Source organism: Bacillus cereus, assembly GCF_002577405.1.
Lineage (GTDB): Bacteria > Bacillota > Bacilli > Bacillales > Bacillaceae_G > Bacillus_A > Bacillus_A cereus_AU.
Window position 1 is genome coordinate 601677 of record NZ_NULR01000013.1, and the last position, 15898, is coordinate 617574.

The following is a 15898-nucleotide window of genomic DNA, read 5'->3' on the forward strand; positions in this document are numbered from 1 at the left end:
ATTGGGATGAATGCTGAAATTATTGCGGTTGGAACGGAATTATTACTTGGACAAATTGCAAATACAAATGCCCAGTTTTTATCTGAAAAGTTAGCTTCAATCGGAATTAATGTGTATTATCATACTGTCGTTGGTGATAATAACAAGCGATTACAGAAGGCAATTGAAGTTGCTGAAGAACGCGCTGATATGCTTATTTTCACAGGTGGATTAGGACCGACAAAAGATGATTTAACGAAAGAAACGATAGCGTCTAGCTTAGGTGAAGAGCTTGTGTATGATGAAAAGGCATTAACATCGATAAGCGATTATTTTAAGCGTACAGGCCGTGAATTTACGGAGAATAATAAAAAGCAGGCGCTCGTTTTAAATGGATCGACAGTATTTGCGAATGATCACGGTATGGCACCTGGTATGGGTTTAAATAAGAATGAAAAAGTTTATATTTTATTACCAGGACCACCGAAAGAGATGAAGCCCATGTATGCAAGTTATGTAGAACCGTTTTTACGTAACTTTACAACGGGAGAAAACATTTATTCTCGAGTGCTTCGCTTTTTTGGTATCGGGGAGTCCCAATTAGAGGTGAAAGTTCAAGATTTAATTGATGGACAAACAAACCCGACAATCGCCCCACTTGCAAATGATGGAGAAGTGACATTGCGCTTAACTGCGAAACATCAAAATGTTGATGAGGCGGAGAAGCTAATTCAGCATGTGGAAGATTTGATTTTAGAAAGAGTAGGAGAATTTTTCTACGGATATGACCAAGAATTTCTGCATCATAAGGTGATAGAGTTATTGAAGAAAAAAGGATTAACTTTAGCGTGTGCAGAAAGTTTAACAGGTGGTCTCTTCGGAAATCAAGTAACAGAACATGCTGGTGTGTCTTCAGTATTTAAAGGCGGTGTTATTTGTTATCATAATGATGTGAAACAGCATATTTTACATGTGCCTGAAGAAGTGTTACATAGTGATGGTGCGGTTAGTAAAGAATGTGCTCGCTATCTTGCGGAAAATGTTAAAGGATTATTAAAAGCAGATATCGGAATTAGTTTCACTGGGGTAGCAGGACCAGATACTTCAGAACATAAAGAGCCGGGAACAGTATTTGTTGGCTTGGCGATTAAGGATGAACGAACTGTAGTCTTTCCTCTTAATTTAAGTGGGAGTCGTCAACAAATAAGGGAACGCTCGGCAAAATATGGATTTTATCATTTATATAAAAAGCTAGAAGAGATATAAGTTTCTTCTAGCTTTTTTTTATGGCTAAATTCAGTTTTATTTGATGGAAAATAAAAAAATCGAATAAATGTTCGATTTTTGTTGGCAAATTGAATTAAAAATAGGTATAATAAGATTAGCAATTCAGTTAAGGAGGAATTTTGAATGAGTGATCGTCAAGCGGCATTAGATATGGCGTTAAAACAAATAGAGAAGCAATTCGGTAAAGGTTCAATTATGAAATTAGGAGAACAAGCGGAGCGTAGAATTTCTACGATTTCAAGTGGTTCTTTAGCACTTGATGTGGCACTAGGGGTAGGCGGATACCCACGCGGCCGTATTATCGAAATTTACGGACCTGAAAGTTCAGGTAAAACAACAGTTTCATTACACGCAATTGCAGAAGTGCAGCGTCAAGGTGGACAAGCGGCGTTCATTGATGCGGAGCATGCGATGGATCCTGTATATGCACAAAAATTAGGTGTTAACATAGATGAATTACTATTATCACAGCCTGATACAGGGGAGCAAGGACTAGAAATCGCAGAAGCACTTGTACGAAGTGGCGCGGTTGATATTATCGTAATTGACTCTGTAGCAGCACTTGTACCGAAAGCGGAAATCGAAGGGGACATGGGTGACTCTCACGTTGGTTTACAAGCACGTTTAATGTCACAAGCACTTCGTAAGCTTTCAGGTGCAATCAACAAATCAAAAACAATCGCAATCTTTATTAACCAAATTCGTGAAAAAGTTGGGGTTATGTTCGGAAATCAACTACAGGTTGCTTAATCGTAAAGATTAAGGAGTTTACCTTGGGTTTCCCTTGCTAGTGATAGCATGTTAAAAAACCTTGTGAACCTTATTGCCTAAGGGTGTAACTATTCATATAGTTGCTAACGGTGAAGCCCACCATTATTTAGGGTAATACCGTGCCAAGCTCCATAGTGATATGGGGAAGGTGTAGAGACTACCGAAAAGGACTTTTAGTTAACTGAGTAGGGTACGGCAGATGATAGGCTACTGCTGGAAGTGCAAGGCTCTCTGTAAAGAGATGAAGAGATAGTCCGGACTATAGAGATGGAAAATCTATAGATAGTGCCAGAAACAACTCCAGGTGGTCGTGCGTTGAAATTCTATTCAACTGTCCGTCTTGAAGTACGTCGTGCTGAGCAATTAAAGCAAGGTAACGACATCGTTGGTAATAAAACGAAAGTAAAAGTAGTTAAAAATAAAGTAGCACCACCATTCCGTGTTGCTGAAGTTGATATTATGTACGGAGAAGGTATTTCAAGAGAAGGCGAAATCTTAGATATGGCTTCTGAACTTGACATCGTTCAAAAGAGCGGTGCTTGGTACTCTTATAATGAAGAACGCTTAGGACAAGGTCGTGAAAATTCGAAGCAATTCTTAAAAGAGAATACGGATTTAAGAGAAGAAATTGCCTTCTTTGTTCGTGAACATCACGGAATTGGTGAAGATTCTGGTGTTGAAGACACGGAAGATGCAACTCTTCAAGATTAAAAAATAAAAGACACGGTAGCGTGTCTTTTATTTTTTAATGCATTATGAAAGCGCTGTATATAGCTGGAGATAAAATATTTATTCTATCCAAAAGGCAATGTGCATAGGGGAATATTTATATGTTTTAACGGAATAAATTGGGATTTACTAAGGTTTTCCAGGATAATATGCCGTCTGTTTTTTAAATCCATATAAGATTCAGGGCTGAAGGTAAAGAAAGTAAAAGTAGACAACGCTTGACAATGAAAATTGCGATAGATACAATGAGAATGTATATTTTTTCTTATATACGATACACTCTTCTCAAGAAGAGAAGTAATATTCGGAGTAAGACTTAAATCTTGCCGAAATAATAATATGACATTTTAATTGTGAAATGAAGAAGGTCCCTTAAAAAAGCGGGACGACGGTCTTTGCTGTACGTTGAAATTCAATGTACATGCCGACAGTCTTTTTTCATTCATAGCAAGGGGAGGTGAAATCATGAGTAGTACAGTTTGGATACTCATCTCCATTTTGCTTGCAACAGTCGGTGCAGTTGTTGGCTTTTTTGTTCGAAAGTCTATTGCTGAAGCGAAGATTAATGGTGCAGCTAATGAAGCAAAACGTATTCTAGACGAAGCGAATCGTGATGCTGAAGCACTTAAGAAAGAAGCGCTTTTAGAAGCAAAGGATGAAATTCATACACTTCGTACAGAAGCTGAATTAGAAATTCGTGACCGTAGAAGCGAATTACAAAAACAAGAAAATCGTTTAATGCAAAAAGAAGAGAACCTTGATCGAAAAGACGAAACGCTCGATAAGCGCGAGCAACAGTTAGAAAAGAAAGAGGATTCTCTTGTAGCGAGACAACAGCAGATTGAAGAGTTGGAAAGCAAAGTGGGAGAGTTAGTTCAAAAGCAACAAACAGAATTAGAGCGCATTTCCAATCTGACACGCGAACAAGCGAAAGCAATTATTCTTGGTAAAGTAGAAAGTGAAGTTTCTCATGAAATTGCCGTTATGGTAAAAGAAAGTGAAGTTCGTGCGAAAGAAGAAGCGGATAAGAAGGCAAAAGAGATTTTATCTCTTGCTATGCAAAGATGTGCAGCTGATCATGTTGCTGAAACAACCGTTTCGGTTGTAAATCTTCCAAATGACGAAATGAAGGGACGTATTATCGGACGTGAAGGTCGTAATATTCGTACGTTAGAAACGTTAACAGGTATTGACCTTATTATCGATGATACACCAGAAGCGGTTATCCTTTCTGGATTCGATCCAATTCGTCGTGAAACAGCTCGTATCGCTCTTGATAAACTAGTACAGGACGGACGTATTCACCCAGCGCGTATTGAAGAGATGGTCGAAAAATCAAGACGTGAAGTGGACGAGTATATTCGTGAAGTCGGAGAGCAAACAACGTTTGAAGTGGGTGTTCACGGATTACATCCAGATTTAATTAAGATTTTAGGTCGTTTAAAATACCGTACAAGTTATGGACAAAACGTCTTAAAACACTCTATGGAAGTTGCATATTTAACTGGCCTTATGGCAGCGGAGCTTGGTGAGGATGAAAAACTAGCAAGACGTGCTGGTCTATTACATGATATCGGAAAAGCGATTGATCATGAGGTAGAAGGTAGCCACGTTGAAATTGGTGTTGAACTCGCAACGAAATATAAAGAGCATCCTGTAGTTATAAACAGTATTGCATCTCACCATGGTGACACAGAACCAACTTCTATCATTGCAGTTTTAGTTGCAGCAGCAGATGCATTATCAGCTGCAAGACCGGGAGCTCGTAGTGAAACACTTGAGAACTATATTCGTCGTCTTGAAAAGCTAGAAGAGATTTCAGAGTCTTATGAAGGTGTAGAAAAATCTTTCGCAATTCAAGCAGGACGTGAAGTTCGTATTCTGGTAAAACCAGATACAATTGATGACTTAGAAGCTCATCGTTTAGCTCGTGATATTCGAAAACGTATTGAAAATGAACTGGATTATCCAGGACATATTAAAGTAACTGTTATTCGTGAAACACGTGCAGTGGAATACGCAAAATAAAGTGGTGAAATACCACTTTATTTTTTTGTGTTGGAATTGGATAAAATAAAGGAAATTAGTTATACCTAGTATACAAGTGAAACAAACTTATAATAAATATGTTGTAAGGAAATCACTTGAAGCTATAGTAATAAAAAATGCAGTACATAGAAAGGGTAAGACATATGAGAATATTATTTGTTGGGGATGTAGTAGGATCTCCTGGTAGAGACATGATTCAACAGTACGTACCGGCATTAAAGAAAAAATATACACCTACAGTAACAATCATTAATGGAGAAAATGCAGCAGGTGGACGTGGTATTACAGAAAAAATATATCGAAACTTTTTGGAGTGCGGGGCACAAGCGGTTACGCTTGGAAACCATGCTTGGGATAATCGTGAAGTATTTGAATTTATTGATGATGCAAAATACCTTGCAAGACCAGCTAACTTCCCAGAAGGAACTCCAGGAAAAGGGCTTATCTTTGTGAATTGCAATGGAACAGAAGTTGCGGTTATTAACTTACAAGGACGTACTTTCCTTCCTCCGATTGATTGTCCATTCCGTAAAGTGGATGAATTAATTAGCATTGCAAAAAAACGTACGAATATTATCTTTATTGATTTTCATGCGGAAACTACAAGTGAAAAACAAGCGTTAGGCTGGTATGTAGATGGCCGTGCTACAGCGGTAGTAGGTACACATACGCATGTTCCTACAGCGGATAATCGCATTTTACCAAGCGGAACGGCATATATTACAGATGTTGGTATGACAGGACCATACGATGGGATTTTAGGTATGGATCGAGAAGCAGTATTGAAGAAGTTTTTAACAAACTTACCAGTACGTTTTGAAGTGACAAGTGGTAGAACACAATTAAGTGCAGTACTAATTGATGTGGATCCTAACACAGGGAAAGCTAAGAAAATTGAGCGTATTTTAATCAATGACGATCAACCATTTTTTGAGTAAGTCTTATTAAAATTTAGATAAGTTATTATATTTTAATTTTTTAGAAAAATTACAAAGATTTAGCAGGAATACGTGCCATTCCTCGTGAATATAAGTTAAAGTGAAATAATTGCTAATACTTTTTATAGAAACGAGGAGGAAACGCGGAATGGAAATATTAAAAGTTAAAGCAACGTCGGTCCCTAATTCTGTAGCTGGTGCACTTGCAGGTGTTATTCGCGAACGCGGAACAGCAGAAATTCAAGCTATTGGTGCAGGTGCATTGAACCAAGCGGTAAAGGCAGTAGCAATCGCAAGAGGATTTGTAGCGCCTAGTGGTTTGGACCTGATTTGTATCCCAGCGTTTACAGATATTATGATTGATGGGGAAGAACGTACAGCAATAAAATTAATTGTAGAACCTCGTTAAGTTTAAACAACCTGTTTGCAGTATGCAAACAGGTTGTTTTTATAATGGAGGAATGAAAATGAAAATTTTTGATGCTCATTGTGATGTGCTCTTTCAATTATGGAGTGCAAAGGGAAAAAAAGACTTTCGAAATGATTCACAATTACATATTACATTTGAACAATTAAAGAATAGAAAAGGAAGTATACAATGTTTTGCTATATATGTACCAGAAACAGTGGCTTACGAAAGGCGTTTTGAAGTTGCGCTACAAATGATAGATATCTTTCACAGTGAAATTCTATCGCTACCAGGAATGAAGTTTATTCAGACAAAAGATGATATTAATATGTTAAAACAGGACGAAATCGGAGCACTATTAACATTAGAAGGATGCGAAGCCATTGGAAAAGATGTAATGAAATTACGGCTGTTTTATCGCTTAGGAGTACGGTCCTTTGGACTGACATGGAACTATGCCAATTTATTAGCTGACGGTGCGCTAGAGACACGTGCGGCAGGTTTAACGAGCTTTGGTAAACAGGTTGTACAAGAACTTAATGTGTTACATTTATGGACCGATGTATCTCATTTGAATGAAAGAAGCTTTTGGGATGTTATAGAAATTGCTAAAAATCCTATTGCGTCCCATTCAAATTGTTATAAACTTTGTCAGCATCCACGTAATTTAAATGATGAACAAATTGGTGCCCTCATAAAGCGAAATAGTATGATTGGCGTTACGTTTGTACCGCAATTTTTAACAAGTGAAAGACAGGCACATGTAACAGATATATTAAGACATGTCGAATATATCTGTTCAATAGGTGGAGAAAAGAATGTAGGATTTGGTTCGGATTTTGATGGTATTTTGGAGACGGTTGTAAATGTAACGGCGTATAGGGAGTATGAAAACGTAGTTAATGAGCTTTATAAACACTATGATACATCTACTGTAGAACGATTTTTGTATGATAATTTTGTCGAACGTATAAGTTTTTGATTCTTATTTTTAAAAATTCAGAAAAATTAAAATAAATTCATTCTATATTATTGCTTTTTTTAAGACCTAATACTAGAATGAAAAACGAAATAGCTTTATACTAAAGATTCAGGGAAATCAGAAGAGGTATAATTTGCGTCCGTTGTAGTTTATTTGCATAAAAAATGCTAAACTATTACTGTAAAAAAATACACTACAATGAATGCAGCCAAAAGGGGTGTAGGAGATGATTAGTCAACTTTCATGGAAAGTTGGAGGCCAACAAGGTGAAGGAATTGAAAGTACAGGGGAGATCTTCTGTATTGCATTAAACCGATTAGGGTATTACCTATACGGTTACCGCCACTTCTCATCACGTATTAAAGGCGGCCATACAAATAATAAAATTCGTGTAAGTACAACAGAAGTACGCGCGATCTCAGATGATTTAGATATTTTAATTGCTTTTGATCAAGAAACAATTGATTTTAACTTCCATGAACTACGTCCGGGCGGAATTGTAGTTGCGGATGCGAAATTTAATCCAACAATACCTGATAATACAGATGTAAATCTATATGTGATACCGTTTACAGATATTGCTTCAGAATTAGGCACATCATTAATGAAAAACATGGTGGCTGTTGGGGCATCAAGTGCGGTATTAGGATTAGATGAAACAGCTTATTTAGATGTTGTTGAAGAGATCTTTGGTCGTAAAGGAGAGCAAGTCGTTCAAAAGAATATGGACGCAATTAAACGTGGCTCTCAATATATGAAAGAATTGCTAGGTGAGAAAGTAAACATGATGCAGCTTGAAAAAGCTGATGGTCAGAAACGCATGTTTATGATTGGAAACGATGCAATCGCATTTGGTGCGGTAGCTGGTGGTGCTCGTTTTATGTCAGCATATCCAATCACACCTGCATCTGAAATTATGGAATACTTAATTAAAAAATTACCGAAAGTCGGCGGAACAGTAATCCAAACAGAGGATGAAATCGCAGCTTGTACAATGGCGATCGGTGCAAACTATGCTGGTGTTCGTACATTAACAGCATCTGCTGGTCCTGGTCTTTCTTTGATGATGGAAGCGATTGGTTTAGCAGGTATTACAGAAACACCATTAGTAATTGTTGATACACAACGTGGTGGTCCAAGTACGGGATTACCAACGAAACAAGAGCAGTCGGACCTAATGGCGATGATTTACGGTACGCATGGTGAAATTCCAAAAATCGTAATGGCGCCAAGTACAGTTGAAGAAGCTTTCTATGACATTGTAGAAGCGTTTAACTTAGCTGAAGAATATCAAGTACCTGTTATTTTCTTAACAGATTTACAGCTGTCCTTAGGGAAACAAACTGTAGAACCACTTAAGTTAGATAGAGTGGAAATTCGTCGTGGTAAGCTTGATTTAGAAGTGGAATTACCAGAACGTGAAAATAAAGCATACTTCAAACGTTATGAAGTAACAGAAGATGGCGTTTCACCACGTGTTTTACCTGGTATGAAAAATGGTATTCACCATGTTACAGGTGTAGAACATGATGAAACGGGTAAACCATCTGAATCAGCAATAAACCGTAAAGATCAAATGGACAAACGTTTCCGTAAAATGGAGAACTTAAAGTTTAATACCCCTGTTTATAAAAATGTTAAGCATGAAGAAGCAGACGTATTGCTAGTTGGATTTAACTCAACTCGTGGTGCGATCGAAGAGGCAATGCAGCGTTTGGAACAAGAAGGAATGAAAGTAAACCATGCTCATATACGTTTAATTCACCCGTTCCCAACAGCTGAAATCGATCCACTTGTGAAAAATGCGAAGCGTGTTGTAGTTGTAGAAAACAATGCAACTGGTCAGCTTGCTAACATTATGAAAATGAATCTTGGTAATGGTGAGAAAATTTCTAGTCTTTTAAAATATGACGGAAACCCATTCTTACCGAAAGAGATTTACAACGAATGTAAAAAAGGGGTTGTATTAAATGGCAACATTTAAGGACTTTCGTAACAGTGTAAAACCGAACTGGTGCCCAGGTTGCGGAGACTTCTCAGTACAAGCTGCGATTCAACGTGCGGCAGCTAACGTTGGTTTAAATCCAGATGAACTAGCTGTTATTTCTGGTATCGGCTGTTCAGGTCGTATTTCAGGTTATATTAATTCATACGGTTTGCATAGTATTCATGGACGTGCTCTTCCAATCGCACAAGGTGTGAAAATGGCAAATCGTGATTTAACAGTTATCGCATCCGGTGGTGACGGTGATGGTTTTGCGATTGGTATGGGACATACAATCCATTCTATTCGTCGTAACATTGACATTACGTATATCGTAATGGATAACCAAATTTACGGATTGACAAAAGGTCAAACTTCACCACGAAGTGAAGCTGGATTTAAAACGAAAAGTACACCACAAGGTTCAATTGAACCATCACTAAATGTTATGGAAATGGCTTTAACAGCTGGTGCGACATTTGTGGCGCAAAGTTTTTCAAGTGATTTAAAAGAATTAACACAAATTATTGAAGCTGGTATTAACCATAAAGGGTTTTCATTAATTAACGTATTTAGTCCATGTGTTACTTACAATAAAGTAAATACTTATGATTGGTTTAAAGAGAATTTAACGAAACTAAGTACGGTAGAAGGATATGATCCATCTAACCGCATGATGGCTATGCAAACATTAATGGAAAATAACGGGTTAGTAACTGGTTTGATTTATCAAAATACGAAGCAGCCTTCTTACCAAGAGCTTGTAAAAGACTATAGTGAAAAGCCTTTAGTGCAAGCTGATTTGAATATGGATCAGAAAATGTTTGATGAGCTTGTTGCTGAATTTATGTAATGATTAAAGAGAAGGTTGCCACTTGGCAACCTTTTTTGATTGAATAAAAATAATTAATAGATTTGTTTACTTGGAAAATTCAGAATGATAAAATAATATATAAATCGTTGTATAGAAATAGCATGTTCATTAACTGTGAAGTGTAATATAGGATAAGGATTCTTCTTCGTTAAAGTTGGCTAAGGGCTCTATACTATGATAATGTGTATAGGGATAAAGCAATGTGCTTTTCAATAGGACAAGATGAAATAATAAAAGGAATGTCTATTTGTGTGGGGAAGACTTCATTCTTAAGGGTGATTAGATCGGTTACTCAAGTTTCAAAGGGCAAGCTATCTTTCAAGCTATCTAACATCATTGAGATGAGTCTAAGCGCATTAAAATGGACTACAGAATGTATAGGTTAAGGGTGAAAGGAGATTACCGATGAACGAGCAACAACGATTAGCAAGTCGACAAGCAAATTCCTCTACGAAAAAAGAAGAGAAAGATTATAGTAAATACTTTGAAAGTGTATACCAACCACCTTCCTTGAAATTGGCGAAAAAGCGTGGGAAAGAAGAAGTTAAAATTGAACGAGATTTTGGCTTACCTGAAGAGTTCCGTAATTTTGGCGCAGGAAGAAAGTTTTACATTCGTACATATGGCTGTCAAATGAATGAACATGATACTGAAGTAATGGCTGGAATTTTTACAACACTTGGATATGAGCCGACCTTTTCAACTGAAGAGGCAGATGTGATTTTATTAAATACTTGTGCAATTCGTGAAAATGCTGAAAATAAAGTATTCGGTGAACTTGGTCATTTAAAATCATTAAAGCGAAGAAACCCGGATCTTTTAATTGGTGTATGTGGTTGTATGTCTCAAGAGGAATCTGTTGTAAATAAAATTATGCAAAAAAATCAGCATGTAGATATGGTGTTTGGTACACATAATATCCATAGATTACCGTATATCTTAAAGGACGCAATGTTTTCAAAAGAGACGGTAGTTGAAGTTTGGTCAAAAGAAGGGGATGTAATTGAAAACCTTCCGAAAGTACGTCGTGGTGATATTAAAGCTTGGGTAAATATTATGTATGGTTGTGATAAGTTCTGTACATATTGTATTGTACCGTATACACGCGGAAAAGAGCGCAGCAGACGTCCGGAAGATATTATTAAAGAAATTCGCCATTTAGCAGCGAACGGTTATAAAGAAATTACGTTACTTGGACAAAACGTAAACGCATATGGTAAAGACTTTGAAGATATACAATATGGTCTTGGCGATTTAATGGACGAACTCCGTAAAATTGATATTGCCCGTATTCGTTTTACAACAAGCCATCCACGTGATTTTGATGATCATTTAATTGAGGTTCTTGGAAAAGGTGGCAACCTAGTAGAACATATCCACTTACCAGTTCAATCTGGTAGTACAGATATGCTTAAAATTATGGCGCGTAAATATTCACGAGAACACTATTTAGAGCTTGTAAAAAAAATTAAAGAAACAATTCCAAACGCAGTATTAACAACTGATATTATCGTCGGTTTCCCAAATGAAACGGATGAGCAGTTTGAAGAAACGATGTCGCTATATCGTGAAGTAGAATTTGATACTGCATTTACATTCATTTATTCTCCGCGCGAGGGTACACCAGCTGCGAAAATGAAAGATAATGTTCCGATGGAAGTGAAGAAAGAGCGATTACAACGCTTAAATACACTAGTGAATGAATATGCAGTTAATAAGAATAAGCGTTATATAGGACAAATTGTAGAAGTATTAGTTGATGGAGAAAGTAAAAATAATCCTGAAGTACTTGCGGGGTATACACGTACGAATAAACTTGTAAACTTCGTGGCTTCAAAATCTTTAATTGGTCAGCTTGTCAAAGTAAAAGTAACGGACGCAAAAACTTGGTCTCTTAACGGGGAATTAGTTGAAGAGCCGATTGAGGTGAAATAATAGATGAAAGCATATACGAAAGATGAAATTGTTGAACAAGCGAAAGAACTAGCAAAAATGATTTCTGAAACAGAAGAAGTTGATTTCTTTAAGCAAGCAGAGGCGCAAATTCATAAAAATGAAAATGTAAAGCGCGCAATTGATGAAATTAAAGCATTGCAAAAACAAGCAGTAAACTTGCAACATTACGGGAAATGGGAAGCTTTGAAAAAAGTAGAAGCTGAAATCGATGCGCTTCAGGATAAGTTAGATAATATCCCTGTTGTACAGGAGTTTAAATCTTCACAAACATATGTAAATGACTTACTACAGCTAGTTGCTAGTACGATTTCTAACAATGTAACAGATGAAATATTAGTTTCAACTGGCGGCGATGTGTTGAAGGGTGAAACTGGTGCAGCGGTAGAAAGTAAAAAAGGAAATTGTGGTTGTTAAAGAGATGTCTTATTGACATCTCTTTTTTTAGTGGGTTATATCGTAAATTCTTCTCAAAAAAAGAATGACACATTCCGCTATTGTCACGCATATGATTAAGTGAATAGTGATTGAGGAGGGTTACGAATGTCCGAATTTAGAGAGATTATTACAAAAGCAGTGGTTGGAAAAGGACGTAAGTATACAAAGTCAACGCATACATGTGAATCGAATAATGAGCCAACAAGTATTTTAGGGTGCTGGGTAATTAACCATTCGTACGAAGCTAGAAAGAATGGAAAGCATGTGGAAATTGAAGGTTTCTATGATGTAAACACTTGGTATTCATTTGATGGAAATACAAAGACTGAGGTTGTAACAGAACGTGTTAACTACACTGATGAAGTAAGCATAGGGTATCGTGATAAAAACTTCTCTGGTGACGATTTAGAAATTATCGCTCGTGTAATTCAGCCGCCAAATTGTTTAGAAGCTCTTGTATCACCAAATGGTAATAAAATTGTTGTGACGGTAGAACGTGAATTTGTAACAGAAGTAGTTGGAGAAACAAAAATTTGTGTAAGTGTAAATCCTGAAGGTTGCGTAGAATCAGACGAGGATTTCCAAATCGATGATGACGAGTTTGAAGAATTAGATCCGAACTTTATCGTTGATGCAGAAGAAGAGTAATAGAAAGCTAGGGAGAAGTTCTTCCTAGCTTTTTACAATACATAAGTGGTGCTGAATGAACATGATTCCTTATGAAATGTGCTATAATGAGGAAAGACTCCTGAAATAGGAGATATGGATGTCCGTGAAATGTGACATATGTGAAAATAGATTATTATGTAAGAATTATGGAGGAAAAGTATGACTCAATATACCCCTATGATACAGCAATATTTAAAGGTTAAGGCAGACTATCAAGATGCCTTTTTATTTTTTCGCTTAGGTGATTTTTATGAAATGTTCTTTGAAGATGCTGTTAAAGCAGCTCACGAACTTGAAATTACATTAACGAGCCGAGATGGTGGTAGTAGTGAGCGTATACCGATGTGCGGTGTACCATACCATGCGGCTAAAAACTATATTGAACAACTTGTTGAAAAAGGATATAAAGTAGCTGTTTGTGAGCAAGTGGAAGATCCAAAAACAGCTAAAGGTGTAGTACGTCGTGAAGTAGTACAACTAATTACGCCAGGAACGATGATGGAAGGGCGTACAATAGATGAGAAAGAGAATAACTTCTTAGCAGCATTAACACATTTTGAAGATGGGTCCTATGCGTTAGCTTGTAATGATTTAACGACTGGACAAAACACAGTAACGTTATTAACAGGTTCAGTAGAAGATATTTTATTAGAAGTATATGCAACTGGTTCAAAAGAAATTGTTGTAGACTCTACATTTTCAAAAGATGAATTAAATAAATTAACTGAAACATTAAAGATGACGATTTCGTATGAAGATGCGACAACTATTCCAGAAGGACTTGAACATCTTGTGAAAAATGTTTCACAAGCAAAGTTAATTAAAGCAATTGGACGCTTATTTAACTATGTGATAAGAACGCAAAAACGTTCGTTGGATCACTTACAACCAGTAGAAATTTATTACACGAACCAATTTATGAAAATTGATGTTCATTCAAAACGAAATTTAGAGTTAACAGAGACTCTTCGCACGAAGGAAAAGACAGGCTCATTATTATGGCTATTAGATAAAACAAAAACGGCTATGGGTGGGCGTATGTTAAAACAGTGGATGGAACGTCCACTTATCCAAAAAGAAAAAGTGGAAGAGCGTTTAGAAATGGTTGAAACATTTGTAAATGATTACTTCTTACGTGAAGATTTAAAAGAAAAGTTAAAAGAGGTATATGATTTAGAACGTTTAGCAGGGAAAGTTGCATTTGGTAATGTAAATGCACGGGACTTATTACAATTAAGACGCTCTTTACTTCAAGTACCAGCTATTTTAGAAGCGATCAGTCTTTTAGATAATGCTTATGCAGCAAGGTTGATTCAAGGTGCGGATCCATGTGAGAGTTTAACTGAATTACTAGGAAGAAGTATTCAAGAAAACCCACCGCTTTCTATTAAAGATGGAGATATTATTAAAGACGGTTATAATGACAAGCTTGATCAATATCGTTACGTTAGTAAAAACGGAAAAACGTGGATTGCTGAGCTTGAAAAACGAGAGCGTGATATTACAGGAATTAAATCATTAAAAATTGGGTACAACCGTATTTTCGGTTACTATATTGAAGTAACGAAAGCGAATCTTGCAGCACTTCCAGAAGGTCGCTATGAGCGTAAACAAACACTTGCAAATGCAGAGCGTTTCATAACAGATGAACTGAAAGAAAAAGAAACGTTAATTCTAGAAGCAGAAGAGAAAATTGTACAACTAGAATACGATTTATTTACAGCACTTCGTGAAGAAGTAAAAGTATTCATTCCGAAATTACAACATTTAGCGAAAGTAATTAGTGAATTGGATGTACTACAAAGCTTTGCGACAGTTAGTGAAGAGGAGCAGTTTGTAAAACCTGTTTTAACAACGAAGCGTGAAATCTTTATAAAAGATGGTCGCCATCCAGTTGTTGAAAAAGTATTGAACGGGAAATTGTATGTACCAAATGATTGTATTATGCCGGAGAATATGGATGTCTTTTTAATTACAGGACCGAACATGTCTGGTAAAAGTACGTATATGAGACAATTAGCACTTGTAACGGTTATGTCGCAAATCGGTTGTTTCGTACCAGCGACAGAAGCGGTATTACCTGTATTTGACCAAATCTTTACGAGAATTGGTGCAGCGGATGATTTAATCTCAGGTCAAAGTACATTTATGGTTGAAATGTTAGAAGCGAAAAATGCAATTGCAAACGCATCAGAAAGAAGTTTAATTTTATTCGATGAAATTGGACGCGGTACATCTACGTATGATGGTATGGCACTTGCACAAGCAATCATTGAACATATTCATGACCAAATTGGTGCGAAAACATTATTCTCAACACACTATCATGAATTAACGGTGTTAGAAGAAAGTTTAGATCAATTGAAAAATGTACATGTTTCAGCTATTGAAGAGAACGGGAAAGTAGTGTTCCTTCATAAAATTCAAGATGGAGCGGCAGATAAAAGTTATGGAATTCACGTGGCGCAACTTGCTGAGCTTCCAGATAGCTTAATCGCTCGTGCGAAAGAAGTGTTAGCGCAGCTCGAAGGACAAGAAGAAATTATTATTCCAAAGCGTGCAGAAGTGAAAGTACAAGAAGTTATTCCAGCACCTGTAGTTGTAAAAGAAACACCAGTAGAAGTACAAGAAGAGAAAGAAGTGAATGAAGAAGACTCACAATTATCTTTCTTTGGTGGAGAACAGTCTTCGAAAAAACAAGACAAGCCAGTTTTAGATGCAAAAGAAACGGCAGTGCTTGCGCAAATTAAAAAAATTGACTTACTTGATATGACACCTTTAGAAGCGATGAACGAACTGTATCGCTTGCAGAAAAAGTTAAAGAAAGGATGAGTAA

The 15898-nt window shown here is 36.7% G+C and carries 11 protein-coding genes and 2 pseudogenes; all 13 read left to right on the plus strand.

Annotation, left to right across the window (positions count from 1 at the left end; genetic code table 11):
- Nucleotides 1-6: 6 nt before the first annotated feature.
- The 13 genes and pseudogenes from cinA (at nucleotide 7) to mutS (ending at nucleotide 15894) form a co-directional block, all read left to right on the plus strand.
- Nucleotides 7-1245 (plus strand): competence/damage-inducible protein CinA, encoded by a 1239-nt coding sequence (gene cinA, locus COC96_RS19045; RefSeq protein ID WP_098267827.1) that lies wholly within the window; start codon nucleotides 7-9, stop codon nucleotides 1243-1245.
- Between the two features lie 144 nt (nucleotides 1246-1389).
- Nucleotides 1390-1998, plus strand: a pseudogene (gene recA, locus COC96_RS19050) (recombinase RecA); the annotation flags it as partial.
- A gap of 327 nt (nucleotides 1999-2325) precedes the next feature.
- Nucleotides 2326-2748, plus strand: a pseudogene (locus tag COC96_RS19055) (recombinase RecA); the annotation flags it as partial.
- A gap of 483 nt (nucleotides 2749-3231) precedes the next feature.
- Complete coding sequence (rny, locus tag COC96_RS19060) at nucleotides 3232-4794, plus strand: ribonuclease Y (protein WP_097902907.1); 1563 nt, start codon at nucleotides 3232-3234, stop codon at nucleotides 4792-4794.
- Nucleotides 4795-4958: 164 nt separating this feature from the next.
- Nucleotides 4959-5753 (plus strand): TIGR00282 family metallophosphoesterase, encoded by a 795-nt coding sequence (locus tag COC96_RS19065; RefSeq protein ID WP_097902906.1) that lies wholly within the window; start codon nucleotides 4959-4961, stop codon nucleotides 5751-5753.
- Nucleotides 5754-5901: 148 nt separating this feature from the next.
- Complete coding sequence (gene spoVS, locus COC96_RS19070; RefSeq protein WP_000404341.1) at nucleotides 5902-6162, plus strand: stage V sporulation protein SpoVS; 261 nt, start codon at nucleotides 5902-5904, stop codon at nucleotides 6160-6162.
- 58 nt (nucleotides 6163-6220) lie between these two features.
- The gene (locus tag COC96_RS19075) at nucleotides 6221-7144 is read left to right on the plus strand and encodes a dipeptidase (RefSeq protein ID WP_098267825.1); all 924 of its coding nucleotides are present in this window, start codon (nucleotides 6221-6223) and stop codon (nucleotides 7142-7144) included.
- 226 nt (nucleotides 7145-7370) lie between these two features.
- On the plus strand, nucleotides 7371-9128 hold the full coding sequence (locus tag COC96_RS19080; RefSeq protein WP_097902904.1) for a 2-oxoacid:acceptor oxidoreductase subunit alpha: 1758 nt from the start codon (nucleotides 7371-7373) through the stop codon (nucleotides 9126-9128).
- Entirely contained in the window at nucleotides 9115-9981 is an 867-nt protein-coding gene (locus COC96_RS19085; protein WP_098267824.1) for a 2-oxoacid:ferredoxin oxidoreductase subunit beta, read from the plus strand. Before COC96_RS19080 ends, COC96_RS19085 begins: the two co-directional genes overlap by 14 nt.
- A 426-nt stretch (nucleotides 9982-10407) precedes the next feature.
- On the plus strand, nucleotides 10408-11937 hold the full coding sequence (gene miaB / locus COC96_RS19090; RefSeq protein ID WP_098267823.1) for a tRNA (N6-isopentenyl adenosine(37)-C2)-methylthiotransferase MiaB: 1530 nt from the start codon (nucleotides 10408-10410) through the stop codon (nucleotides 11935-11937).
- Nucleotides 11938-11940: 3 nt separating this feature from the next.
- On the plus strand, nucleotides 11941-12372 hold the full coding sequence (locus COC96_RS19095; RefSeq protein WP_098769145.1) for a RicAFT regulatory complex protein RicA family protein: 432 nt from the start codon (nucleotides 11941-11943) through the stop codon (nucleotides 12370-12372).
- A gap of 126 nt (nucleotides 12373-12498) precedes the next feature.
- Nucleotides 12499-13041 carry an outer spore coat protein CotE gene (gene cotE / locus COC96_RS19100; protein ID WP_001288800.1) on the plus strand — a complete coding sequence of 181 codons (543 nt, stop codon included), beginning with the start codon at nucleotides 12499-12501 and terminating at the stop codon, nucleotides 13039-13041.
- A 180-nt stretch (nucleotides 13042-13221) separates the two neighbouring features.
- Nucleotides 13222-15894 (plus strand): DNA mismatch repair protein MutS, encoded by a 2673-nt coding sequence (gene mutS / locus COC96_RS19105; RefSeq protein ID WP_098267822.1) that lies wholly within the window; start codon nucleotides 13222-13224, stop codon nucleotides 15892-15894.
- Nucleotides 15895-15898 lie beyond the last annotated feature (4 nt).